This is a genomic window from Pleurocapsa minor HA4230-MV1, from assembly GCA_019359095.1.
GTDB lineage: Bacteria > Cyanobacteriota > Cyanobacteriia > Cyanobacteriales > Xenococcaceae > Waterburya > Waterburya minor.
Genome location: JAHHHZ010000020.1, coordinates 165,147 through 189,859 on the forward strand (window position 1 = coordinate 165,147; position 24,713 = coordinate 189,859).

Below are 24,713 nucleotides of genomic sequence, written 5' to 3' on the forward strand. Positions count from 1 at the left end.
TTTATATATTTGCAGTCTTGATTAATATAATTTCATATCGTATATAAAACGTTTATTTAACTACGAGAAGTATCAGTTTAAACAGAATTATTACCATAGTTTAATTACTATGATGTATGTCATTCACTAAGTAATGAGTAATTTAACGATCGCAGCTGTCTTGTAGTTAATAAAAATGGAGAAATCAAAGTATTTAACTAAGATTTAACTTTCAAGATAGTTTGACAATTCAGATTCTAGTCTTGCAAAAATATTAAAAACTGTTCACTTTTTTCGCCAATAAATCATGATTTCTCTTCCTTTAGAATCCGAGTTACAAGTTGTTCGTCTCAAAATGTATCTCGATCGCCATCCTCAAGAAGCAGTTGAATTAGCACTACAGCATTACGAAGACTTTCTCGCCTTGGCGGCTAAGTATAAGAAGCTGCAATCTAAGTTAGAAGAGATTGAATCTTGTATGCTCGATTTCAGTGAAAGTTATGGGTTTTAGTTGGTACTTAAACTTGTAGAAAGTTCAGTAACTAGCTGGGATATTTTTTAATTAGCTAAAAACTATTGCATAAATACATCACCTTAAACCTATGGATATATACTGAACAGTTAAAATAACTTCTTAAACAAGCGATGTGTCCTCGCGCTAAAACTACTAAAGCAAAACCCGATCTACGACCCGCTAAACTTTGGATTTTGTTGGTAGGAGTTAATGATTATCGCGATCGCCAAAATTTATCTGCGCTACAGTATTCTGCTTTAGATTGTCAAGGGTTGGGAGAAGCGCTAAAAGAAGCAACTGCTAGTTTGACTAATAAAGAAGTTATTATTCATCATGATTTTGTTAGTGAGTTACCTCAGTTAATCGAAGTTCAGCAAAGTATCCAGCATATTATTAAATCCGCTGAGAAAGATGATACGGTTCTGTTTTACTTTTCAGGACACGGTGTTTTAGAGACCGAAACTCAACAGGTCGTTTTATGTTTAGCTGATACTAATACTCAAGATCTTCTGGTTACGGGTTTACCTTTAAACAACTTACTTAAACAGTTAAGTAACTGTGCAGCTAGTCAACAGCTTGTGTGGTTGGATGCTTGTCATAGTGGTGGGATGACTCTTAGGGGGACAGCATCTTTAGGCGATCCTAGTTCGCAATTAGTGAAGACATTACGTCATAAAGCAGCAGCTAGCCAAGGTTTTTATGCTTTACTCTCTTGCGATCAGACGCAACAGTCTTGGGAGTTTCCCGAATTAGGACATGGAGTATTTACTTATTACTTGATGCGGGGTTTGCGGGGAGAAGCTGCTGATGCTCAAGGGATAATTGAAGCCGACGCTTTATATCAATATGTTTATCATCAGACATTACGCTATATCGATAAAACCAATCAGCAGATCCGCTTAATTAATCAGCAAAAAAGTAGTCGCGGAGAAAGCAAACTGCAATCGGAGTTCCCCTTACAAACTCCCAAGCGGATTGTGGAAGGGTTTGGCAAGGTGATTTTAGGTAAACAGTCATTTTGTAAGTTAGATGTTAATCCCCGACAGGCTTTGGTAGTTGATGGCGGGTTTAAGGCGAACAGCAAGACTCTAGCCTTGAGTCAGATATTGCAGAGTGGGGGAGATTTTAACCTGAGATATTTTCCCCAAACCAACGAATCTTGGTCGGAGGTGAAAAATGCGATCGCAACTTGTCTTAATACTCAAAATGAAACTAACGAAATCAGCACCGCTTTACTATACTTGCGAGGAGAAGTATCGACGAATGAGACAGGATCTTGGTTGATTTTACAGGATGGGATTAGCTTATCGCGTTTCTGGCTCAGAAAAATGCTGCAAAATTCCCACGCTACTCAGCAGATTGTCATTTTAGATTGTCCTGGAGAAGATTCTCTAGCAGAATGGGTTGAAGATTTGCGACTCGAAACAGATCGCGGACAGTGTTTAATTGCAGCCAATGCCAGTTTAGATAATTCTCAACAGTTTGCTGATATCGTCTTAGCAACCCTACAGAGTGCTGATGTTGAACAAGGATTGCCGATTGCAGCTTGGATTAGCCAGCTACAGATCGCTTTAGCGGGGACAGGAATTACACCTCAAGTTTGGTTGTCGGGTACACAGGGAGTAATTGAACTACTGATCAAAAATGGTAATGGTGATCAGCCAGTATTTGACTTAGGAATCTGTCCCTATATGGGATTAAAGGCTTTCGATCAAGCCAGTAGCGAATATTTTTATGGTCGAGAAACCTTAGTCCAGAAGTTAGTTAATCAGATTAGCCACAGGACTAGTATTGCGGTAGTGGGTGCTTCTGGAAGTGGTAAATCCTCTGTAGTACAGGCGGGATTAATGGCGCAACTCAGACAGGGTAAGCAAATTCCTGGAAGCGATCGCTGGTGGTTAGGTTGTTTTCGTCCTGGAAGTGAGCCAGTACAGGCTTTAGCGAGGTTGTTGACCGACTCTTCAGATCGGCAATCTCAAGCGCAGCAACAGTTACAAATTGAAGGCTTACTCTATCAGGGAGTAGAGGGGTTTGTCCGCTGGTTGCGAACTCGCACCGAAGCAATGGTGGTATTGGTAATCGATCAGTTTGAGGAATTATTTACCCTCGCGGGAGAGAGTGAACGTCAAGAATTTCTGGCATTAATTTTAGGTGCAGTTGAATATGCAGGCGATCGCTTTAAACTAGTACTAACTATTAGAGCCGATTTTGTGGCAGCTTGCCTTGAAAGCCCAGAATTAGCCCAAATATTGCAGAAAAACAGTATTTTAGTGCCACCGTATTTGACAGAAGCCGATTATCGCCAGGCGATTATTAAACCAGCACAACAGGTAGGTTTACAGGTGGAGTCTGGTTTAGTCGAGGTGTTGTTACAAGATTTAGATCGTTCCTCTGGTGATTTGCCTCTGTTGCAGTTTGTCTTACAGCAGCTATGGTCAAAAAGAGAGAATGGTCAATTAACCCTCAAAGCCTATCAAGAGTTAGAGGGGGTCAAAGGTGCATTAGAAAGACAAGCACAGGCAGTATACGATTGCCTCGATGCTGCATCTCAAGATTGTGCGCGTTGGATTTTTCTCAACCTAACCCAGTTGGGAGAAGGGACAGAAGATACTCGTCGTCGCCTGACTAAATCTGATTTAATCGTGGCTAAATATCCCGCCGATTTAGTTAATCAAACCTTGCGTACTCTAACCGATGCCAAACTGTTAGTAGTGAATCTAGATAGCGGTAATAATATTGGACAAAGCCGTAGCGCAGCTAACCCGCCAGAAGATGACGAACTATTTCTGGAAACCATGCGTCAGGAGGCAACAGTAGAAGTTGTCCACGAAATTTTGATTCGTCATTGGTCAAGTTTACGCTGGTGGCTAGAAGAAAATCGGTCGAGATTGCGATCGCAACGTCAAATCGAACAGGCAGCAGTTTTATGGTTGCACAAGGATCGACAGGATGATTTTTTACTTAAGGGTGTTCGTTTGGCTGAAGCGGAAGAGATTTATATTAAATACACCGATGAGTTATCCGATACGGCTAAAGAATATGTTGCCATTTGTATTGATGCGAGATTAGCCGAACAACAGGAAGCAAAAAAACGCTTACGCCAGGCACAATTCACTGCCGTTGTGTTAGGAGTGTTAGCACTTGCTGCTACTGCTTTGGGAGTGGGTACATATCGCCAGAAACTAATTACTCAAGTTGAAAATATTGATAGTTTAACTGCTGTCGCCGAAGCACAATTACTCTCCAATCAACAGTTAGAATCTTTAACCACCAGTGTCAAAGCAGGCAAGCAATTTCAACAAATTAATAACTTGGGTAAAGCTTTAGTTGGTCAAGAAAATTGGCAAGAAACTAAATATAAAACTACTGCAACTTTGCAACAGTCTATTTACGGCACACAAGAATTAAATCGACTTGAAGGTCATAGTCAACAGGTAAATGCTATTAGTATTAGCGATAATGGCAAAATATATGCGACTGCTAGTGATGATGGAACTGTAAAAGTTTGGCAAGCAAACGGTAATTTGCTCAAAACTCTGACTTTAGAACAAGCTCAAATACAGTCTATTTCTTTTCCTTTAGATGGTAGTGAGCAACAAATTATTAATCCGATTTATCTGACTCAGAAAACTTCAAAATCAACTGGAAATAATATTTATACGATTTCAACTAACGACGACAGCATAGTACAATTAAGGGCTAAAAATAATCAACAATTAATTAGCTCATATTCCCATCCAGAATCAGTTAATCATCTTAGTCTTAGTCCAGATCAAAAATTATTAGCCACGACAACAATTGATGGCAAGATTTATATCTGGAACAAAGAGGGTATTTTGCAACAGACTTTAACTGGACATACTGGAGAAATATTAGATATTCAGTTTCTCCCTCATAAAACCAATAGCGATCGCTATAAATTAATTTCTACTGGTGTAGATAAAACTGTGAAAATTTGGCAGATATTTCCTCGCGATCGCAATCAAGTTGAAGAAATTTATAGTGTTGCAGTTTCTCCGAAAAATCCTGATACTTTTGCTGCTGCTATTGGAGATGTCAATGGAGATAGTAAAATTAAAATTTGGCGCAATAATAATGATGGTACACAAAATTTAATTCACACTTTACTAGGACATCAAGCAACTATTTCACAAATCAAATATAGTCCTGATGAAAAGACAATTGCTTCTGCCAGTTGGGATCAAACAATTAAACTTTGGAATGCTCAAACAGGCGAATTAATTAATACTCTTAAAGGTTATCAAGATGGTATTAATAGTCTTGTTTTTAGTCCTGATAGTCAGACTTTAATTTCTGCTGGTGAAGATAAAACTATTAAGATTTGGAATCTAGTAGGTCAAGCAAAAATAATTAGAACAGTCACTGGACATACTGATAGTATTAAAACCATTGTAGTTAGTCCTGATAGTGAACTAATAGCTTCTGCTGGTTACGATAATACAATTAAACTCTGGACGATTAAAGGCGATCTATTACAAACTATAAAAGCTCATAATCTGGCGATAACTTCTTTGGCATTTACCCCCGATAGTAAATTTTTAGCCTCTGGAAGCTGGGACAATACAGTTAAAATTTGGTCGATTAAAGATGCAGGTAAAAGTAGTGAATTATTACATACTTTAACAGGGCATCAAGACGGCGTAACTACAGTTAGTTTCAATTCCAATGGTACAGTATTGACGACTGGAAGTGGCGATCGCACTATTAAACTCTGGAACCCGAAAACAGGAGAGTTAATCAAAAACCTGCGGGGACATACTAGTCAAATTAATAGCTTGGCGTTTAGTAGTGACGACCAATCGATCATTAGTGGAGAATCACAACAGGGTTTATTTTGGTGGAATTTAGACTTAGATGATTTATTAAATCGAGGATGCGATCGTCTATCAGATTATCTTGCTACTAATCCTAATGTTAAATTCAGCGATCAAAAACTTTGTCGTTAAAGTATTAACAGCGATAGCCTACCCTACAGTATCATATAATTTGTTTATTTAGCGCAATGACTGGATTGGAAAATTAGTCTTAGTAAGAAAAATTATCATAATCATGACTATAGATATCAGCTTCAAAAGTTATTAAAAAGATAAAATATGAGCAAAGCAATAAGAATTTCTTTATATACTTTAAATCCATTTTTCTATATTCAAACTCGGAAACTTTTTCTTTGGTATTTTCTAATTGTTTGTCTAATAGTAGTTCAACTTTAGCAATCAACTCACTTCATAAAATCGAAGGTTTTTGTAGAGCGATCGCACTATTAAACTCTGGAACCCCAAAACAGGGGAGTTAATTAAAACCATACGTGGACACACCAGTCAAATCATTAGACTTAGATGATTTGTTAAATCGAGGATGCAATCGCCTTACTGATTATCTCGCTACTAATCCTAATGTCAAACCAAACGAGCAAAGTTTATGTCGATAAAATGCTCAAAATATTTCATTTTAAATGTATTTAAATTTGACATAAATTCTTCTTTAAAACTTAATATGCAAATAAATAATTAGGCCAGATAATTTTACTAAAATCTATTTATTTTTAACTCTAGCTTTTTTCTAGCTTTATTTTAAATGAAGACTTACCAATTATTAAAAATTATCTTAATAGCTACATTTGTCTCTAACGTACTAAGTTATCAAGTTAAGGCTCAAAATACAGAAAGCGTCACCAATAACAACAATAACAATGAAAATGTTGATATTGATGTACAAGAAGCTGGTTCACAACAACAAGGACAGGGACAAAGTGCTAATAGTGGAACATCGTCCGTTACTGTAACTGATGAAGATGCCAAAGATAATTTTTGGACGAATGGTTCTCGTACTCAATTAGTTGTTCCTGAAGGAAATGCTTCTTTAAGCTGCGGAGAACAAATGATTTCGTTTTCTCGTTCAGGAGGTTTAAGTCTTGGTGTCCTAAAGGACTTGTCTCGCATAGTTGGAGATACCGCTTCGCATATCGGTGCTGCCTCAATTAACTCTAGTGATAATCAAGGACAACTTCCTGATGATTTTAAACCGAGTTTAACCGCAATTCAACAATGTGCAAAACAAAAAAATATCGCCGAAGTTTTACAACAATATCTCCAATTAGCTCAAGTAGATTTAGCGATCGCTCAAACTTATTTAAGAATAGTTTCACCTGAAGTATATGCGACTCTATTTGTCGAAAATGCTAAAGATAAAAGAGAGATTTTATCGGAACAATTATTTAATAATTTAGCTGCTAATTTACGTAATGAAGAATTCGAGCGGGTTGTTGAATGGCAAGATAGTTTTTATGGTGCAGCTTTAGCCAAGGAACGAGTTAAGTTTGAAAAAAACCAGGAATTGCAAGTGCTTGAAAGAAATAAGAGACTTACCGAATTAGAGGTTTTGGAATTAAAAAGAACAGCGCAAGAGGTTGAAGCAATTATTAGATATCAACAATCTGAATTAAATCGCTCTCTAGAAAGATATCAACAGCAAAATTAATTTTACTAATCAAAATTAGTAATTTGATAAATTGATTACTCATACCAATTTTCTATAGCAATGCACTAAATTAAATTTAACCCCTTTGTGTCTTGGCGTCTTTGCGCGAGATTTAAACTTAAAATATCAAGTCTAACTTCAAGAAGAAATAGTATCAAAAAGAATTAGCACAATCACTCTCCCCGTAATATCTAGTAGTTTCAATAACCCTATTAGTTTTAAGTCGTTACTAATACTGATACTTTAGTAAATTCTCTAGCTTAAAATTAGATAACTTTTGATTGAAACTGCTATTAAATAGCGAATACTTGAGGAGATTTTTGTGCGATTAAATGCTGATGTTTTAACACCTAATAGCTCTCTAATAACAATTAGAATTAAACAGAGTCTTGGGGTCGTAACTAAATTAATGCCAATTTTGGTTACTACTATGCTCTTATTTTCTGAAATAGTCGAGGCATCAACTCCCCTGGCTAACCTCAACCAAGAGCAGGTCAAATCAGCAACGCTTAATCATCCAGCCAATGATGAGTTGGCTATTACTCCTGGCGAAGCCCGCTTAATGACTCAGGAGTTAAACGGATTGATTAATCGCTTTAAAGCGACTTTATTGATGGCTGAGGCGACCCAAAGTAACGTCGATATCTCCACCGAATCTGTAATTCGCAAACTACTGGAGTCAGACACCATTACGCAAAAGGCAAATATCAAGTTAACTAGCACTAAATATCAACATTCTCATCTTGCATTGCAGTTAGCGACTAAAGGACGACAAAAATTTAATTACTTAGTAGAACAACAGCAGTATCAAGCAGCAAGAGAAGAATGGACTGCCGCTCAAAAAATTCTCTGGTCAAATTACCCTCAAAGTCAATTAGTTGCTCAATCAGAAATCCGCGCAATGTGGTTTGATCGTGGCACGATTGTAAAAGCCAAATCTGAAAACGATCTGATCGAGATTTTCGATCAAATGGCGATCGCTGGTATTAATACAGTCTTTTTTGAAACCCTAAACTCTAGCTATACTATCTACCCAAGCCAGATTGCGCCACAACAAAACCCGTTAACGAAAGGCTGGGATCCCTTGAAAGCTGCTGTAAAACTAGCCCACGAGAGGGATATGGAATTACACGCTTGGATTTGGACATTTGCGGCGGCAAATGAACGTCATAACGAGATTCTCAATTTACCACGCTACTACTTAGGGCCTGTCTTATCCCAACGACCACAATGGGCAATGACCGACCAACAGGGTAATTATTTTAACGTTAACTCTGGTAAGGTTTTTTTCGATCCTGCTAATCTAGAAGTTCGAGCCTATCTACAAGCCTTAATCGCTGAAATCACCAGCAATTATGAAGTTGATGGGATTCATTTAGACTATATCCGCTATCCTTTTCCCAGTTCTTCAGGTCAAATTACCTATGGCTATAGTAATGTTGCTAGAGAACAATTTCGGCGAGAAACAGGTTACGACCCTCTCAGGCTAAATCCTGGCGATCCTTTATGGCCCCAGTGGGTCGATTTTCGGACTAAGCAGGTAGATACTTTTGTCGCCCAAGTTGACCAGCAGCTCAAACAAATTAATCCCAAACTGATTTTATCAACTGCGGTGTTTCCCATGCCTCAGCGCGATCGCCTGAACAAAATTCAGCAAGGTTGGGAAACTTGGGTCAAAGAAGACTGGATCGATCTATTAGTGCCGATGACTTATGCTCAAGATGCAGAACAGTTAAATTCTCTAACCACTACTTTACTCAGAGAGTTTACGCCCAAAAAAGCACTACTGTTGCCAGGCATCAGGCTCTTGAATATGTCAGAGGTGGTAGCCCTAGATCAAATGCAGTTATTACGAGGTTTACCGACAGAAGGTTATTCTTTATTTGCTGCTGAAAATTTGAACTCTAGTCTGGCAAATATCTTTAATCAAACTCAGGGTGATAAATTAAGCGCATCTCAGCAATTGCCTCACCGAGAACCTTTCCAGGCGACTTTATCTCGATATCGCAGCCTACAGCAAGAATGGAATTTCTTTTTGACAACCTATCCTGGCGCAACAGATGACCAGAATTTGCTCGAATGGGGACAACAAGCAGATCGCTTTGGCGAGGAATTACAAACTTTTATCGATCGGCCTACCAACAAAAATTTATTATCAGTTCAACTTGCTCAAAGTTCACTACGTCAAAAGTTTTCCGCTTGGGTTAGACAAACTAAAAATATTGACCCCTATCAAGCCCAAGTCTGGCAAAATCGTTTGAATACTCTCGATCGCTTGCTCAGTTATGGAGCGAGAAAACAATTAAATGATTAAACCAATTGCCAAGTAAATTAATTGAGCAAAATCTGGGTATTTGCCCTGCTAAAATAACAGTGTCAATTCTTTATCTTAAACAGCAGTCATGCTACTTACAGAGACCAACTTAGTTGCCTTATTGTATCTAGTTTTAAGTGGCACGTATCTTTTGGTGTTGCCAGCATTTGTCTATTTCTATCTCAGCAAACGTTGGTATAACGCCAGCTCAATTGAACGATTGATTATGTATCTGTTTGTGTTCTTGAGCTTTCCTGGAATGCTGTTATTAAGTCCTTTGCTCAATTTCCGTCCCAAACGTCGTAATTTAAACGCATAGGATCACAGTATGCGTAGAATCGATGCTCTGGGTCTTGGTTTAGGGGTATTTGTCGCTGCTGGACTCGTTTATTTAGCTTTACAGTTATTTGGTCTAGATAGCATTAATGCAGGAATCTGGACTCAAGCTGCTCTAGTTGTCTTGTTAGTCGGCTGGTCGTTGACTTATTTGTTTCGTGTGGGCAATAAAAACATGACTTACAATCAGCAGCTTAAAGACTATGAAGAAGCTGTGATGCAAAAACGTTTAGCAGAAATGTCTCCTGAAGAGTTAGCACAACTACAGCAAGAAATTGAGCAGGAGAAAAAATCTTAATCTTCCTGCTGCCTCAAATATTATCTAAGCTCAAATAAATTTTGCCTCATGAATGTTGCCCGTCGTTTTCAACAGCTAAAACAAAATTCTGAATGTGCCTTCATTCCCTTTATCACCGCAGGAGATCCAGATCTAGCAACCACGGCCAAGGCATTAGAGGTTTTAGCTAACAATGGCGCAGATTTGATTGAACTTGGTGTTCCTTATTCCGATCCTCTGGCAGATGGGCCGACGATTCAAGCAGCAGCTACTAGGGCTTTACAAAAGGGAGTTCAACTAGAAGATGTCTTGGCAATAGTTAAAGATGCAGTCAGCAAGATCGATGTGCCAATTATTCTATTTACCTACTACAACCCGATTTATTATCGCGGAGTTGAATCGTTCTTCAAGCAAATAAAAGAAGCTGGAGTAAGTGGTTTAGTTGTTCCCGATCTGCCTCTAGAAGAAGCCGAACCCCTACTTAAATCAGCAGCTGAAATCGGTATTGAAGTAATTCTTTTAGTCGCCCCCACTAGTTCCCCCGAAAGAATTAAAGCGATCGCCGAAAAGTCTCAAGGCTTTATCTACTTAGTCTCGGTCACGGGCGTTACGGGAGTACGTTCGCAGATGGCAGCAGAAGTTCAAGATTTACTTGCTAACCTGCGTCATGCTACGGATAAACCGATCGGCGTAGGCTTTGGTATTTCTGACCCCCAACAGGCAAAACAAATTAAAGATTGGGGTGCAGATGCAGTCATTGTCGGTAGTGCGATCGTCAAACGTCTAGAGTCAGAAACTCCTGAATCTGAACTTAAGGCGATCGCCCAATTCTGTCATGCTTTAAAACAGGCAATCTCGTAGAAGAATAGTTTTATTGTTTATTGCTCAAATATCGAAAAAGCAGGCTTAAATTTAAACCATTAAGCCACGCTTTGATGAGCAAATAACCTCAAAAAGTCAGTTTGTTAATCTGACAATTATTTACCTACGAGTAGCCTAAAATAAGATTAAATATTATTTAGTGTAATTGTAAGTTAGTAACTTAAGATTAAGTCTAGCTATTATTACCATTTTCAGATATATCTGAAGGCAGCAAAGAATTCGGTAACTCATCAAAACTTTTCTTGACTGCTTTACAAAATTCTTTCATTTGAGATACGGTCATAGTTGGTTCAGCCTGTCCTTTTTCCCAACGGCGAATTGTCGAGACTGCAACCCCAATTTCTCTGGCTAACTGTTCTTGAGATAGCTTAACATTTAATCTTAATCTTTTAAATGGTGAATTTGTTTCTTGACGCTGTGATTTTTTAGGTCTTGTCATGGTTTTCTCTGAATTATCGTGACTAATAGAATTAGAATACTGGATAGAATTTTTTTGGACAGCAAAATTACTTATATCGATCGAAAATCATGCTTTATACATTTAGCATAAAAAATCAATATATATTGTCAACATAATGCCATTAAGCAATAATTATTTAAGTTGCCATAGCGCAAGTAATAAATATTGAGTAGCAAAAATATTGGTCATTGCTGTACAAACACAATTAAGAGTAATTGATGAATCAATAAATATGGGTTAGGTATGTGTTCTCATAACAATATAAAATATCTTGCCACAAAGCAAAAATAAGTTAGGACTTGAGACTTATACGCTCTATTTGTACGCTCAATTTTGTCCCATACTAACAAATTATCAAAATAAGACTATTGGCGAAATTACCGAATTTTTGATTCTTTTTTCTTTAAAAAATCAGTATATTTAGTCTGATAAATATTCAAACAAAAAATACTAGTAAAATAATAAAAGCCAAATCAAAGTTTATTTTTCAGTAATTTCGCTGAACTGTATTTAGATACAATCTCGCTCATAATAAGCTGTCATTTATTTATTTTGATCGCCCAAAGGCTTTACTACAACAGGTCTAGGTTTATATAAACCTAATTTAAATGCATGTTAAATTAGCATGAAAAAAGTTTTATAAAACTAGTTTAAATAACATTATGGCAGTAAATATAGCGGTAAATATAAATATTGTGTAAATTTAAATAATCAGCATGTTTTCGTTTACTAGCAAAAAACTCGAACAGCTAGCCCAACAATCAATCAGGAAATTTACCGAGTCATCAGACACAGTATTTTTAAACGTGCAAGTTCAACGTGCAAGTAAATGTATATGTAGCTGTCTCCTCGGGTTTTTCCGAAGAGTAAATCAGCTTTTTTGTGAGGTCGAATGTGACCAATGATGATTAGACTTACCTATTTCTAACCTAATTTAACCAAGACGCTAGCTACTGATAATTGGCAATCCGAGCAAAGCTACTGGCTGATAAACTAGCCCCGCCAACTAAAGCACCATCTATTTCTGGCTGCGCCATAATTTCATCAACGTTCCCAGGATTAACTGAACCACCGTATTGAATCGAGACATTCTTATTGTCTAGCTGCTGACGAATAATTCCAATCACTCGGTTAGCTTCTGAAGATTCACAAGTATCACCTGTACCAATTGCCCAAATAGGCTCATAGGCAATGACTAAATTACTTTGGTCAATCTCGACTAAATCCTTGTTTAATTGGTCGATGATAACCTGTTCAGTTGCACCCGCATCTCTTTGTTCTTTGGTTTCGCCAACGCAAAGAATTGGTTTTAATCTATATCGCTGAGCTGCCTTTAACCTTAAATTAACAGTTTGATCTGTTTCACCAAAGTACTGTCGTCTTTCACTATGACCGACAATGACATAATCAACGCCGATTTCTGTCAGCATTGAACCTGAAATTTCTCCAGTGTAAGCACCCTCATCTGACCAGTGAATATTCTGAGCGCCCAACATAATTCTGCTGCCATGTAGATTCTTCGACATAGCTGTTAGAGAAGTAAAGGACGTACACAGCACTATCTCCTGGTTTTCTTGCGTATCCTCAACTTTAGATTTAAACTCCTGCACAAAAGCCAGTGACTCGGCCTGATTTTTGTGCATCTTCCAATTACCAGCAATAATTACTTTTCGCACAATCTAAAAAATATTTTAAAATTCTCTGCAAATCTCAGTTTAAGGCTTTGTGGTGGTTAAGGCTAGGTTATTCTCCTCAAAGCTAATCTCAAATTCCGCAGAACCAAAAATTTATGAGAAACAAAATCTATGTTTATTAAGCAAAGTTAATTTTTATTAGGAAAATGCGTTAAATTTTAAGATAGAGTGACATTTTTTAATTTAAGTTAAACTTCGGTCAAAATTTGACACCTGCTATTATTCTCCAACTTTTCCAATTTAAGTAATATGTCGATTAATTCTCTAATCATTAAAGCTTTTCGCCCCAATACCGCTCCTGAATTTTGGCAGCAAACTTCCTGGGCAATCCTCAGAGCAGTTGTAGGGATTATGATGATCCATAATGGCATCGACAAATTAGCCAATATCGAAAGTTTTGCCGAAGCTTATGTGGCTTATATCGGTCTACCTTTTCCCATATTTTTTAGCTATATTGCAGCCTTTACCGAGCTTATTGGCGCACAGCTATTAATCATTGGTCTTTTGGTTAGACCTGCGGCACTCGGTCTATTTTTCACCATGTGCGTAGCTATGTATCACCACGTCTTAGTTGCTGGTTTGAGTATTCCTTACCTAGAGCTATCTGCTATCTATGCAGCCTGTTTCTTGTTTTTCACCATCAACGGTGCTGGATTGTTTTCTACCGATGCGTTGATCACCAACTGGCTCGACAAATCGGCTTTGTCTGCACAGGCTAGAAAAGTCATGTTATTGGAGAAAAGCTTAAGTGCTTCTGAGTCCAATGTGGTTATTAAGTAAACCCAGGGTTTGATTAAATTTTGAACAAAGCGATCGCCTAACTTACATCAAGCGATCGCTTTTTTTACGGCGATCTAGTCTCTTTTTGTTAAACTAGTAAGCTGTGGTAATAACTGCATTTATCAAACATCTCAAACATCTAGCTAAGAGGCATCGCCATCAATGCAAAGAAAAAGTTCTTTTGACTCTGCTCATATCATGTATCGTTCTGAAGAACTAGTAAGCGCGGCTTCTAATCGCTATCGCATTACGGTTCAGGTGGCTAATCGGGCTAAACGCCGTCGTTACGAAGAATTAGAAAACTTTGATGACCCCACAATGAAGCCTGTAATCCGTGCCATCATTGAAATGTCTGATGAGTTGACTCAACCAGAAATTATTGGTGATTAGAACCGAAATAGAAATAGCTCCTGGTAGATTCAATGCAGCGTTTGCTAAAAAGTGGGGCTGGCTGGCGTGTTGGCTGGCATCCCCACACAGATAAATATCCAGGCTTAATTGGTGCAGATCATTGGGCAATTGAGCTAACACAAGCCGAATTTGCCGATTTTCGTCGCCTGTTAAATCAGCTTGTGGATACCATGAACCAAATGCAAGCTGAATTAATGGAACAAGAGCGGATTAGTTGTGAAGCGGAGACTAGTCTGCTGTGGATGGAAGTAGAAGGATATCCTGATAATTATTCTTTAAGAGTTATTTTGAATTGCGATCGCCGTTGTGAAGGAAATTGGTCAGCAAGCATTCCCCCACAGTTGCTCGAAGCCTTAAATTCTTTAATTAGTTAAGTCAATTTAGGCTAGCTTAAAAATCTAAGTCATCAAATTCAGACTTTAAGTTACGCTCCATCAAAGCTTTAATTGCTGATTCTGGAGTAATTTCACCTTGTAACAATTTATTAACCTGTTGAGCAATGGGAACGGCGATCGCTTCTAAATCGGCAATTTTTACCAGCACCTTAGTCGTGTTAACTCCTTCGGCTGTCCCTTCTAAGTCTGCTAAGATCTTTTTTAAGGATTGACCCTGAGCTAATCGATAACCCACCTGATAGTTACGAGATAGAGGACTATCGCAGGTAGCAATTAAGTCACCCAAGCCAGATAAACCAAAGAAAGTTGCTCCTGATGCACCTAAATGAGTACCAATACGGATCATTTCAGGTAAAGCGCGAGTGAGTAATGCAGCTTTAGCATTAGTTCCTAAATTCATGCCGTCGCATACCCCAGCAGCGATCGCCATCACATTTTTGAGAGTTCCCCCTAATTCTGTACCGATGGGATCTTGGTTAACGTAGACACGAAATGTATCCGAGGCAAAAACTTGTTGCACCTGTTGCGCAGCAGGTAAATTATTGCTGGCTAACACCGTGGCTGCGGGTAAACCCTGGTCTATTTCTTTGGAGAGATTAGGGCCTGAAAGTACCACTACAGGATTGTGGGGAAATATAGACTGCCAGATCGAAGAAGGAGTACGCTTAGTTTCCGTATCTAATCCTTTGGTAGCAGTAACAATAATTTTATCTATTGGGAGATCGAGCGATCGCAATTTTTGAGCAGTAGGAACAACTCCCTGCATAGATACTGCCGAGACGATAATTTGAGCATCTTGAACTACAGATACCAGAGGCGTGTCACCACGATGTGACCAAAAATGGACATTATGATGATTATTTTGCACGATCTTGCCCAATGCTGTACCCCAGACTCCCATGCCTAAGATTGCGACCACAGAAGGTGTATTCACAAATGTAGCCTCATACTAAATCCGATTCTCAAAAATAACTTTGCGCTGAAACTCTATTACTCTATTACCCATTACCCATTAGTGACAAGTTAAGACACTACGTTTAGGGTCAATCGCTTTTTAGCTCTTAGCTCTTAGCTCTCAGCTATGACGCGAAGCTAATCCTTTAGGATAGCTTCTGAGATATTTTTGAAGAACTTTAGTTACCGAAAAAGCGATCGCCTTATATATTTCCTTTAATCCATATTTGGTGTTAAGTAAAATAAAAAACACTATATGTAGTAGTTGACTAAGACTGCTTTTTCTTAACTTGTCACCAATGCCCATTACCCATTACCCATTACCCATTACCCATTACCCATTACCTCTGCTCAACTTTTAAATGTTGTATTTAGCCATATTTCAACTTACAGACCAGAATGGAAAAAGCCAGCAGGAAAGTAGCGGAGTTAGCAACTAGCACAGGAAGATTGTTGGTATAGAAACCATAAATTATCCACAGAATTACGCCCACGCAAAAACTCAGAAACATTGCCAGAGAGATATCTTTGGTAGATTTAGTCTGCCAAGTTTGAATTGCTTGAGGTAAAAAGGAAATAGTAGTTAAAACCCCTGCCACAAGACCCACGTAAGTCATTGGTTCCATAAAACAATTATTAAAATTATTAAGTCGAAATAGATGGTAGCTGCCTAGATATTCTATCGAGATTAATCTCAATCGGACGATGAGTCCCCTAACTTCTTTACAACCGCCTGTTTAAGGTTCGGAAAACTACACTACCTAAGATCCTGCATCAACTTGCACTATATAGAAAGATGAAGTGGAGACTGAGGGGAGCTAGTCAAACCAAAAAAAGTCAAGAATCATCGGCACAATCATCGCTATTGCGCCTTCAAGTGCAATTTTAGATTGATTATCTAAAAAAATAAATTTAGTTTTTGTAGTTATCGGAGTATTTGTTTAAGGTATGGCAAAAGTTGTTGGTATTGACTTAGGAACTACTAACTCTTGTGTAGCAGTGATGGAAGGGGGAAAACCCACAGTTATCGCTAACGCGGAAGGTTTTAGAACTACCCCCTCAGTTGTTGCTTATGCTAAGAATGGCGATCTTCTGGTTGGTCAGATTGCCAAACGTCAAGCGGTAATGAATACGGGTAATACTTTTTATTCGGTCAAGCGCTTTATCGGACGTAGACACGATGAGGTGAATAATGAAACCAAAGAGGTGGCTTACGAGGTCATCAAAGATAACAATGGTAACGTTAAGCTCAACTGTCCTGCACAAAACAAGCAGTTTGCACCAGAAGAAATTTCGGCTCAGGTTTTACGTAAATTAGTCGAAGATGCCAGTAAATATCTAGGCGAAAAGGTAACACAGGCGGTAATTACTGTACCTGCTTACTTTAACGACTCCCAGCGTCAGGCGACTAAGGATGCTGGTAAGATTGCAGGGGTTGAAGTTCTACGGATTATTAACGAGCCTACTGCTGCGTCTTTGGCTTATGGTCTAGATAAAAAAAGTAACGAAACTATCCTCGTCTTTGACTTAGGTGGTGGTACATTTGACGTTTCCATCCTGGAAGTAGGTGATGGTGTATTTGAAGTACTAGCTACTGCGGGTGATACTCACTTAGGTGGTGATGACTTTGATAAGAAAATCGTTGACTATCTAGCAGGAGAATTTCAAAGAAACGAAGGAATTGACCTGCGTAAAGATAATCAAGCGTTGCAGCGTCTAACAGAAGCAGCAGAGAAAGCCAAAATCGAGCTTTCTAGTGCAACTCAGACAGATATTAACCTGCCCTTTATTACTGCTACTCAGGATGGGCCTAAGCACCTAGATGTTTCCCTAACTAGGGCTAAATTTGAAGAACTCTGTTCTGATTTAATCGATCGCTGTCGTGTTCCTGTAGAGCAAGCTCTTAAGGATTCTAAACTAGCGAAAGAAGCCATTGACGAAGTTGTCATGGTGGGTGGTTCAACTCGTATTCCTGCGATCATTGATATTACCCAAAAAGTTCTCAACAAACAGCCCAACCAAACCGTAAACCCTGATGAAGTTGTGGCAGTTGGTGCAGCAATTCAGGCTGGTGTTTTGGGTGGTGAAGTTAAAGACATCTTGTTGTTAGATGTGACTCCTCTTTCCCTTGGTGTTGAAACCTTGGGTGGGGTAATGACCAAGATTATTCCACGTAACACTACTATTCCTACTAAAAAGTCGGAAACCTTCTCTACAGCCGTAGATGGTCAAACCAACGTAGAAATCCATGTTCTCCAGGGTGAACGAGAATTTGGTAAGGACAACAAGAGTTTAGGAACTTTCCGTCTCGATGGAATTCCTCCTGCACCTCGTGGCGTACCTCAAATCGAAGTAACCTTTGATATTGACGCTAACGGGATCTTGAGCGTAACTGCCAAAGATAAAGGTACTGGCAAAGAACAGTCGATTAGTATCACTGGAGCATCTACTCTGCCTGATGATGAAGTAGATCGGATGGTACAGGAAGCAGAATCCAATGCTGCTAGCGACAAAGAACGCCGTGAAGCGATCGATCGCAAAAACCAGGCTGACTCCCTCGTCTATCAAGCTGAGAAACAGCTAACCGAGCTTGGGGACAAAGTGCCTGCTGCGGATAAAGAGAAAGCAGAAGGTCAAATTAAAGACCTCAAAGAAGCGATCGCTTCAGAGGATAATGAGAAAATCAAAACTCTCTTACCTGAACTGCAACAAACTCTTTACAGTATTGGCAGCAGCGTGTATCAGCAAAGTGAAGGTGCAGCCGAAGCAGCAGGAGAAGCACCTGGCGCTGAAGCTCCTCCTAATGCGGATGCTGGAAGCAGCAGTGGTGCTGATAGTGGAGATGATGTCATTGATGCTGAATTCTCTGAAACCAAGTAAGCTGGTTAATTAATACTAACGGTATAATTTAATCTGAATCATGAGGCATATCCCCAGCGATATGTCTCTCTTTTTTTGTTGTTATTTTTCAAACATGACCCAGCCAGAAGCACTACAAAAATTACTCCAGGCGATCGCTAGGCACGATATTAGCCCCGAAACCGCCCTGGAAAAACTCAAGCATTTACCCTTTGAAAGTTTGGAGCAATTTGCCAAGATTGACCATCACAGGCAGCTCAGAACAGGCTTTCCCGAAGTTATTTGGGGTGCTGACAAGACTCCCGAACAACTGATTAAGATTATTAAGGCGATGCAGTCAGACGCGACGGTAGTGATGGCAACTCGGATCGAAGCTGAAGTCTACCAACAGTTAAAAACTGCCATTCCTGAGCTAGTTTATTACCCTATGGCTCGTATTTGCTCACTATCTCAGCCTCAAGCAGCAACTCAGATAGGTACAATCTCAATTTTGACGGCTGGTACTGCCGATATTCCCGTGGCAGAAGAAGCAGCTATTACTGCCGAACTATCTGGTTTTGCCGTGGTTCGCCTCTGGGATGTAGGAGTAGCAGGGATTCATCGACTTTTGAGCAACAGCCAGGTAGTGTATGAAGCTGATGTCTTGATTGTCGTCGCGGGGATGGAAGGAGCGTTACCCAGCGTAGTGGCGGGAATGGCAGATTGCCCCGTAATTGCTGTACCGACTAGCATCGGCTACGGAGCGAGTTTTGCTGGTGTCGCTCCCTTACTGACGATGCTGAATTCTTGCGCCACGGGGATTGGCGTAGTCAACATTGATAATGGTTTTGGAGCAGCTATTTTAGCGGGGCAAATTTTACGTACTGCTCAAAAAATAAATCAGCGTAAAGAACAGTCAAACTAACAATTTTGGTAAGCTTTTTCCTGGGCTAATTTAATTCCCGATTTGGCAAAGCGATCGCTAACTACGATTAAAGGAATTGGTGAATGTGCATTGCAGTCAGCTTGTTCCAATTGCTGTTTAAGTGCATTTTCTACTTGTTCTTCTAACGCTTTGATTTCAAGTTGTAGTTGTTGAAACTTGGTTTGTTGTCCTGGATCAAATACTGGCTGAGATTTTTGCATAACTATAATCAAAGAGCAAAATAATACTTGATAAGGCTAGAGTAAAGATTAAACTCTAGTCTGACAATGTTCGACTTGCTATCATAACTCAGTGATTTTTAAAATTACAGAGAAAGTGGACATTTTGTTAACTGTAACCAAATTGTCGGTGGTTAATCTAAATTATCATAGCCATTTTGCTTAATAGCTGATTACAATGCGATAGACTAATTTTTCTCTTGCCAAATACCATGACTCAGACTATGACTCAAGCCCTATTGTCAGTCAAGCATCTTAAAGTGGCATATCCCCGTCAACCACAAGGGAATACGATCTGGGCGGTAGATGATGTGTCTTTTGAACTTAAACCAGGGGAAAAAATCGGGTTAGTAGGGGAGTCTGGCTGTGGTAAATCAACTTTGGGGCGGGCAATTATGCGTCTTTTACCCGAAGGTAGTCAGGTGTTGGGTAAGGCTATTTTTCAAGATAAATCAGTTTTTGAGCTAAATAAGGCTGAATTACGTCAATTTCGGGGAGAAGTCGTGGCTCTGGTATTTCAAGATCCCATGACGCGCTTAGATCCTTTAATGACTATTGGCGCTCATTGTTTAGAGACGATTAAAGCTCATCAGCCTGAGTTAACTAAATCCGCAGCCAAGCAACTAGCACTGAAAACTTTAGAGACGGTCAAAATACCTGCAACCCGCTGGGGACAATATCCCCATGAATTTAGTGGAGGAATGCGTCAACGGGTGGCGATCGCTCTGGCTCTTTTGCTCAACCCTAAAGTAATTGTGGCAGATGAACCCACCACAAGCCTTGACGTAACGGTTTCGGCGGAGATTTTGACGGAATTGACTCGACTATGTAGTGAGAGGGATATGGGGTTGCTCTTGATTTCTCACGATTTAGCCATGGTTGGAGAATATTGCGATCGCATTGCGGTGATGTATGAAGGCAAAATGGTGGAAACGGGAGACGTTAAGTCGATTCTCTATCATCCCCAGCATGAATATACTAAGTCGTTGCTCAATGCCGCCCTTCATTTACAAGCAGTCGCCGAAGATACTGACAATAGCAGCACAGAAGAAAAACCGATTCTGCGGGTAGAACATTTAAAACAGTATTTTTCTTTAGAAGCAAACTTAATTCAGCAAATATTTTCTCAAGCAAAGACAACAGAAATTAAAGCCGTAGATGATATCAGCTTCGATCTATATCCAGGGGAAATATTAGGCTTAGTCGGTGAGTCTGGCTGTGGCAAAAGTACTCTGTCTCGCACAATCTTACAGTTGCTCAAACCCACTGCGGGCAAAGTTGAATTTCTGGGACAGGATTTAACTACTCTTTCAGCTTCAGCCATGCGGAGTCAGAGAAGACAGCTACAGATGGTGTTTCAAGATCCTCATGCCTGCCTTAATCCTCGGATGACTGTGGGCGAAAGTATTGCCGATCCTTTATTAATTCATCAGCTTGCTACCTCATCCCAAGCAAAGCAACAGGTAGTAACCATGCTGGAAAAAGTAGGCTTGACCCCTACGGCAGAATATTACCGACGCTATCCCAAAGAACTATCAGGGGGACAACAACAACGAGTGGCGATCGCCAGAGCCTTAATTACCAAGCCTAAGCTAGTAATCTGCGATGAACCTGTGAGTATGCTCGACGCTACCGTACAAACCCAAGTATTAGAGCTAATGTTGGCATTAAAAGCAGAATTTGACCTAACTTACCTATTTATTACTCACGATCTTTGGGTCGCAAGATTCTTTTGCGATCGCATTGCCGTCATGAATTCAGGACAAATCGTCGAAATTGACGCAACGGAAAAGATTTTTACTCAAGCACAACATCCCTATACTCAAAAACTGTTGGCGGCGGCACCATTATTAGCTAAATAACTCCTAAGAAACAAATTAATCTGCTGAGGCTGGGAAAAGGGAAAGGGGCTTGCCCTAAAGGACTAACTTCGTGTCGCACCGCTTAGTTTGGTGAAAAGGGAAAAAAAATCGTTTCTCTCTGACATGACGAATTTTATTCGTTGGACGCTGATGTTAGGCACTAATTCCACTACGGGACTTAAATAATTAAGAAAGCAAAAACATTGATTAAAATGCGTTCGCCCTGTTTTTTTCCCGAGTATATTTCAAAGTCGAGCCAGCTTTCCAGACTGGTTGACCTCGCTCATAAGCACCAATATCAGGTGAATCGCCCTTAAAGTCGTCTGTAATCCCAGGAATGTTTACTCCAGCATCTACGGCTGGAGAGTTTGGCTGTAAGCTAAAATCGGGCAAAGATTTTGATTCTTCTGTAGGAGGTTTAGCAAATTTACTATCCGTATTCATCAACAGATTATTAGATTGTCGCTCGGCAACTATACTTTTAGAGCCTGCAAAAATATTATTCCTTGCGTCAACAGATCCTCCGTTGGTAAGCACTTCTCCTAGAAAAGTATTATTGAAGACTCGCTCGTGTCCTCTGGGACTACCAGCCAGCAAATTATAGTTATCTTGACCCCAAATTAAGTTCCAGACTACGTTATGGTGAATTGTGCTATTAAAACTTTCTAAGTCTAAATAAATACCGCGAGTTCCCCAGGCATTACTGAATGCTTTAGTATCTCGAATCCAGTTATGATGAATCGCCCCACCTTCTAGATTAACGTGACAGCAAACATAGATAGCACCTAAATCAGTGCTGAGCATCCCAAACTGAGAAATATCGTTATAAGCAATTTCGATATTTCGCCCATCAACACCTGCGGTATGCCAATCAATATTTATGGCATCTCGACCAGCGCGAGTAATCGTGTTATGAGTAATTTGATGACCGTTGCCATTGATGCGGACAGGAGCAGCATAAGATACCTGATAATTAGTACTGGCAATAATATTATTGGTTACTAGATGGTTTTTGCCTTCTAACAGCACACCGTTGCCAGAACTCCATTCGATAATCGAGTTTTTTAAGGTATTGCCACTACCTCTTAGCTGAATTCCAGTATCATGTGTGTGTGAAGCCAAGAATAAAGCATTATCAGAGTCAGGTGCTTGCTCTGTCTCAGGTAATGGCGGTAGAGTCATGTGGTGGGATACATATTTAGCTCGAATATCATCAATGACTATCCCAGTACTGCGATCGCTGGTAGTGATAGTATTAGCAAATAGATTTAAACCACGTATAGATATATAAGAGCGATCGTTCAAATCAAAAGCAAAATTGCGCTGTTTGACTTCTACTTGACTAGGCTTCTTGCCATTAGGTGACCAGAGATATAAAGTTTTATTTTGATCTTGATAAAACCATTCACCTGGACTATCGAGTAATTCTAATTTACCAAAAAAATACAACCAAAATCCGCCCCTCTCCCAAGGAGCAGTCATTTGAGCGGTTAATTTTTTGGATTGACTGTCAGTTATTGTACCTGTACGAGTAGTGTACCATTCATTACTCCACACTTTTGCGCCTGCCCATCCCTCAGATAAAACAGGAATTTCGCTATTTTCAATCGTAGCTGCCGTTCCTCCCTCGCTTTTTAAACCTCCACCGATTAAAGTGGGACGCAAAAAATCTCGGTTTTCGTCTAGATTGGGAAAACGAGCTTCAGGCATCATTTCCCCGTTCACAAAAACTTGATTGGCGAAAAATTCAGTGTCGCTGTAATTACTAACAGGTAGAGATGCATTAGTACGGAAAATTGAATCGCGATCTACAGTCCATCCTTCAATTATTTCAGTTCCAGAGATCGTTACTTCTTCATCTTTATATGCTGCAAAGGTTATTGGCTCTTTGCTCGTTCCCGAAATTGCGGGTTGTACGGTTTCACGATAAATTCCCTGTCGTAACCAACATATTTCGCCAGGTTGAACAATCTCAGCGCATTTTTGAACGGTTTTGAATGGGCGATTAAGAGTACCAGGATTATCGTCTGAACCTTGAGGAGAAATGAAATAACCTTCGTCATCACATCCTGACATAGCTAAACTCAGAAAAATACCAAGACCAAAGAATAGGACTCTTATTTTATTTATAAACATAAGTATCTGGGTAACATTAAATAGAAGGTAATTATAAGTAGGCAAGAGATACAGTCTTTTATTATTTTTTATACTTACCTACTTTAATTAAAATTTTAAAATAGTTAATCGAAAATATATAAAAGATACTCTTTTAATACTCGTTCTTGAGAAAATTTATTTTCCATTAACTTACGACTATTTTGCTTCATACTTGAGATTAAAGCTTTGTCTTTAGTTAACATTATTAGTCTCTCTAATAATTCTGCTTGAGAATCGCAAATATAGCCATTCCTGCCGTTTTCAATTACTTCAGAGGCTCCCAAGGCATTTTTGGTAGTTAAAATTGCTAATCCAGCACAAGCTGCTTCTCCCAAAACTGATGGATAACTATCACAGTTAGTTGGTAAAACAAAAATATCTTGATTTTTAAATAGTTCAACGTGCTTAGAGTTTCCATACTGAACATTTGTTTCTATAGTAACTCCTGGACAAGGTTCTACAAGATAATTTGTAACCATAGTCATTTTTAATCCTGGTTCATTATATTTTTTAAACCAATCAAGTAAAATATCTCCACCTTTACGCTGAAAATCACCACCTACAAATAAAAGACGAATCTCATTATTTCTAAACTCTTGACTAGATACAAAAAGCTCTAAATCATAAGCAAATGGAAGCTTAACTTTTTTGAGTTTAGTGGATGGTACATGGTAATCTTTTTTTATTTGGTCTATAACATTATCTGTTAGTCCCAACACAGATATTTGTGCATTTAAAATTTTTGTATGAATCCAAGTTAACCAATTAGGAGAACCAGAAGTTTTCCAAATTGGTTCATACAACTTTCGAGTCCACTCAGTTACTATATAACTTTGATTTTTTCCAGTAGCTAAATAGCCAAATAGTGCTGTGGATACTCCATGAAATAATATTGCTCTCTCTTCTTTTTTAGCTTGATAAATAGCTTGCCACAGTTTCATAGACTCTCGTAATCTTGCTAAAAAAATTAGTAGATAATCTATTGTAAAAATAGATTTAGGATGAGATTTACTTTGATTAGAATTAAAACGAAATACTTTAAGATCTATATCAGCTTTTTCTTTAAATAAACTAATAAAACGCTTTTCATATGTAGCATTGCCCAGATCTACAGGAAAGGTTATCAATAAAAGTTTTTTCATTGCCATAATTTCAAAATTAATTAAATAGTTATTTTCCCTCTGACCAAAGTAAATTA

At 39.0% G+C, this 24,713-nt stretch carries 21 protein-coding genes; 13 read left to right on the forward strand and 8 right to left on the reverse strand.

Annotation, left to right across the window (positions count from 1 at the left end; all coding sequences use genetic code 11):
- Window positions 1-286 precede the first annotated feature (286 nt).
- The 7 genes from KME09_11440 (at window position 287) to trpA (ending at window position 10,779) form a co-directional block, all read left to right on the forward strand.
- Entirely contained in the window at window positions 287-490 is a 204-nt protein-coding gene (locus KME09_11440; GenBank protein MBW4534536.1) for a hypothetical protein, read from the forward strand.
- Between the two features lie 134 nt (window positions 491-624).
- Entirely contained in the window at window positions 625-5,460 is a 4,836-nt protein-coding gene (locus KME09_11445; protein MBW4534537.1) for a caspase family protein, read from the forward strand.
- A 628-nt stretch (window positions 5,461-6,088) separates the two neighbouring features.
- Window positions 6,089-6,991 (forward strand): hypothetical protein, encoded by a 903-nt coding sequence (locus KME09_11450; GenBank protein MBW4534538.1) that lies wholly within the window; start codon window positions 6,089-6,091, stop codon window positions 6,989-6,991.
- 409 nt (window positions 6,992-7,400) lie between these two features.
- Window positions 7,401-9,305, forward strand: a complete 1,905-nt coding sequence (locus KME09_11455; protein MBW4534539.1) for a family 10 glycosylhydrolase — start codon at window positions 7,401-7,403, stop codon at window positions 9,303-9,305.
- A gap of 88 nt (window positions 9,306-9,393) precedes the next feature.
- On the forward strand, window positions 9,394-9,624 hold the full coding sequence (locus KME09_11460) for an NAD(P)H-quinone oxidoreductase subunit L (protein MBW4534540.1): 231 nt from the start codon (window positions 9,394-9,396) through the stop codon (window positions 9,622-9,624).
- Between the two features lie 9 nt (window positions 9,625-9,633).
- Window positions 9,634-9,939, forward strand: coding sequence for a DUF3007 family protein (locus tag KME09_11465; GenBank protein ID MBW4534541.1), 306 nt, complete (start codon window positions 9,634-9,636; stop codon window positions 9,937-9,939).
- A gap of 48 nt (window positions 9,940-9,987) precedes the next feature.
- On the forward strand, window positions 9,988-10,779 hold the full coding sequence (gene trpA, locus KME09_11470) for a tryptophan synthase subunit alpha (protein MBW4534542.1): 792 nt from the start codon (window positions 9,988-9,990) through the stop codon (window positions 10,777-10,779).
- A gap of 193 nt (window positions 10,780-10,972) precedes the next feature.
- On the opposite strand, the gene KME09_11475 is transcribed toward trpA, so the two are convergent.
- Both KME09_11475 and tpiA read right to left on the reverse strand, forming a co-directional pair.
- Window positions 10,973-11,239 carry a helix-turn-helix domain-containing protein gene (locus tag KME09_11475; protein MBW4534543.1) on the reverse strand — a complete coding sequence of 89 codons (267 nt, stop codon included), beginning with the start codon at window positions 11,237-11,239 and terminating at the stop codon, window positions 10,973-10,975.
- Between the two features lie 971 nt (window positions 11,240-12,210).
- On the reverse strand, window positions 12,211-12,936 hold the full coding sequence (gene tpiA / locus KME09_11480; GenBank protein ID MBW4534544.1) for a triose-phosphate isomerase: 726 nt from the start codon (window positions 12,934-12,936) through the stop codon (window positions 12,211-12,213).
- Between the two features lie 273 nt (window positions 12,937-13,209).
- Between tpiA and KME09_11485 the strand changes: the two genes are divergently transcribed.
- The 3 genes from KME09_11485 (at window position 13,210) to KME09_11495 (ending at window position 14,519) form a co-directional block, all read left to right on the forward strand.
- Entirely contained in the window at window positions 13,210-13,734 is a 525-nt protein-coding gene (locus KME09_11485) for a DoxX family protein (protein MBW4534545.1), read from the forward strand.
- Between the two features lie 162 nt (window positions 13,735-13,896).
- Window positions 13,897-14,124 (forward strand): DNA-directed RNA polymerase subunit omega, encoded by a 228-nt coding sequence (locus KME09_11490; protein ID MBW4534546.1) that lies wholly within the window; start codon window positions 13,897-13,899, stop codon window positions 14,122-14,124.
- Between the two features lie 32 nt (window positions 14,125-14,156).
- The gene (locus KME09_11495) at window positions 14,157-14,519 is read left to right on the forward strand and encodes a DUF1818 family protein (protein MBW4534547.1); all 363 of its coding nucleotides are present in this window, start codon (window positions 14,157-14,159) and stop codon (window positions 14,517-14,519) included.
- A gap of 16 nt (window positions 14,520-14,535) precedes the next feature.
- Here the strand turns inward: KME09_11495 and KME09_11500 are convergent, their stop codons facing one another.
- The 3 genes from KME09_11500 to KME09_11510 all read right to left on the reverse strand — a co-directional run bounded on the left by KME09_11500 (window position 14,536) and on the right by KME09_11510 (window position 16,120).
- Window positions 14,536-15,474 (reverse strand): NAD(P)H-dependent glycerol-3-phosphate dehydrogenase, encoded by a 939-nt coding sequence (locus KME09_11500; protein MBW4534548.1) that lies wholly within the window; start codon window positions 15,472-15,474, stop codon window positions 14,536-14,538.
- Window positions 15,475-15,615: 141 nt separating this feature from the next.
- Entirely contained in the window at window positions 15,616-15,801 is a 186-nt protein-coding gene (locus KME09_11505) for a hypothetical protein (GenBank protein ID MBW4534549.1), read from the reverse strand.
- A gap of 64 nt (window positions 15,802-15,865) precedes the next feature.
- Entirely contained in the window at window positions 15,866-16,120 is a 255-nt protein-coding gene (locus KME09_11510; protein ID MBW4534550.1) for a SemiSWEET transporter, read from the reverse strand.
- A 322-nt stretch (window positions 16,121-16,442) separates the two neighbouring features.
- Between KME09_11510 and dnaK the strand changes: the two genes are divergently transcribed.
- Both dnaK and larB read left to right on the forward strand, forming a co-directional pair.
- Window positions 16,443-18,374, forward strand: a complete 1,932-nt coding sequence (gene dnaK, locus KME09_11515) for a molecular chaperone DnaK (protein MBW4534551.1) — start codon at window positions 16,443-16,445, stop codon at window positions 18,372-18,374.
- A 94-nt stretch (window positions 18,375-18,468) separates the two neighbouring features.
- A complete protein-coding gene (gene larB, locus KME09_11520) occupies window positions 18,469-19,257 on the forward strand; it encodes a nickel pincer cofactor biosynthesis protein LarB (GenBank protein MBW4534552.1) in 789 nt (262 codons plus the stop codon).
- On the opposite strand, the gene KME09_11525 is transcribed toward larB, so the two are convergent.
- Complete coding sequence (locus KME09_11525) at window positions 19,254-19,478, reverse strand: hypothetical protein (protein MBW4534553.1); 225 nt, start codon at window positions 19,476-19,478, stop codon at window positions 19,254-19,256. The genes larB and KME09_11525 overlap by 4 nt on opposite strands.
- A 230-nt stretch (window positions 19,479-19,708) precedes the next feature.
- Between KME09_11525 and KME09_11530 the strand changes: the two genes are divergently transcribed.
- Window positions 19,709-21,358, forward strand: coding sequence for an ABC transporter ATP-binding protein (locus tag KME09_11530; protein ID MBW4534554.1), 1,650 nt, complete (start codon window positions 19,709-19,711; stop codon window positions 21,356-21,358).
- Window positions 21,359-21,565: 207 nt separating this feature from the next.
- Here the strand turns inward: KME09_11530 and KME09_11535 are convergent, their stop codons facing one another.
- Together KME09_11535 and KME09_11540 are read right to left on the reverse strand one after the other, a co-directional pair.
- A complete protein-coding gene (locus tag KME09_11535; GenBank protein ID MBW4534555.1) occupies window positions 21,566-23,434 on the reverse strand; it encodes a right-handed parallel beta-helix repeat-containing protein in 1,869 nt (622 codons plus the stop codon).
- A gap of 164 nt (window positions 23,435-23,598) precedes the next feature.
- Complete coding sequence (locus KME09_11540) at window positions 23,599-24,663, reverse strand: glycosyltransferase family 4 protein (GenBank protein MBW4534556.1); 1,065 nt, start codon at window positions 24,661-24,663, stop codon at window positions 23,599-23,601.
- Window positions 24,664-24,713 lie beyond the last annotated feature (50 nt).

What these genes read in the sequence shown, in the direction of transcription:
- KME09_11465 (MBW4534541.1), top strand. Translation starts at nt 9,634, where the DNA reads ATGCGTAGAATCGATGCTCTGGGTCTTGGTTTAGGGGTATTTGTCGCT.
- KME09_11510 (MBW4534550.1), bottom strand. Translation starts at nt 16,120, where the DNA reads ATGGAACCAATGACTTACGTGGGTCTTGTGGCAGGGGTTTTAACTACT.
- dnaK (MBW4534551.1), top strand. Translation starts at nt 16,443, where the DNA reads ATGGCAAAAGTTGTTGGTATTGACTTAGGAACTACTAACTCTTGTGTA.
- KME09_11475 (MBW4534543.1), bottom strand. Translation starts at nt 11,239, where the DNA reads ATGACAAGACCTAAAAAATCACAGCGTCAAGAAACAAATTCACCATTT.
- larB (MBW4534552.1), top strand. Translation starts at nt 18,469, where the DNA reads ATGACCCAGCCAGAAGCACTACAAAAATTACTCCAGGCGATCGCTAGG.
- KME09_11535 (MBW4534555.1), bottom strand. Translation starts at nt 23,434, where the DNA reads ATGTCAGGATGTGATGACGAAGGTTATTTCATTTCTCCTCAAGGTTCA.
- KME09_11525 (MBW4534553.1), bottom strand. Translation starts at nt 19,478, where the DNA reads ATGCAAAAATCTCAGCCAGTATTTGATCCAGGACAACAAACCAAGTTT.
- KME09_11530 (MBW4534554.1), top strand. Translation starts at nt 19,709, where the DNA reads ATGACTCAGACTATGACTCAAGCCCTATTGTCAGTCAAGCATCTTAAA.
- KME09_11455 (MBW4534539.1), top strand. Translation starts at nt 7,401, where the DNA reads ATGCCAATTTTGGTTACTACTATGCTCTTATTTTCTGAAATAGTCGAG.
- KME09_11540 (MBW4534556.1), bottom strand. Translation starts at nt 24,663, where the DNA reads ATGGCAATGAAAAAACTTTTATTGATAACCTTTCCTGTAGATCTGGGC.
- KME09_11495 (MBW4534547.1), top strand. Translation starts at nt 14,157, where the DNA reads ATGCAGCGTTTGCTAAAAAGTGGGGCTGGCTGGCGTGTTGGCTGGCAT.
- KME09_11460 (MBW4534540.1), top strand. Translation starts at nt 9,394, where the DNA reads ATGCTACTTACAGAGACCAACTTAGTTGCCTTATTGTATCTAGTTTTA.
- KME09_11490 (MBW4534546.1), top strand. Translation starts at nt 13,897, where the DNA reads ATGCAAAGAAAAAGTTCTTTTGACTCTGCTCATATCATGTATCGTTCT.
- KME09_11445 (MBW4534537.1), top strand. Translation starts at nt 625, where the DNA reads ATGTGTCCTCGCGCTAAAACTACTAAAGCAAAACCCGATCTACGACCC.
- KME09_11450 (MBW4534538.1), top strand. Translation starts at nt 6,089, where the DNA reads ATGAAGACTTACCAATTATTAAAAATTATCTTAATAGCTACATTTGTC.
- trpA (MBW4534542.1), top strand. Translation starts at nt 9,988, where the DNA reads ATGAATGTTGCCCGTCGTTTTCAACAGCTAAAACAAAATTCTGAATGT.
- KME09_11505 (MBW4534549.1), bottom strand. Translation starts at nt 15,801, where the DNA reads ATGGGCATTGGTGACAAGTTAAGAAAAAGCAGTCTTAGTCAACTACTA.
- KME09_11440 (MBW4534536.1), top strand. Translation starts at nt 287, where the DNA reads ATGATTTCTCTTCCTTTAGAATCCGAGTTACAAGTTGTTCGTCTCAAA.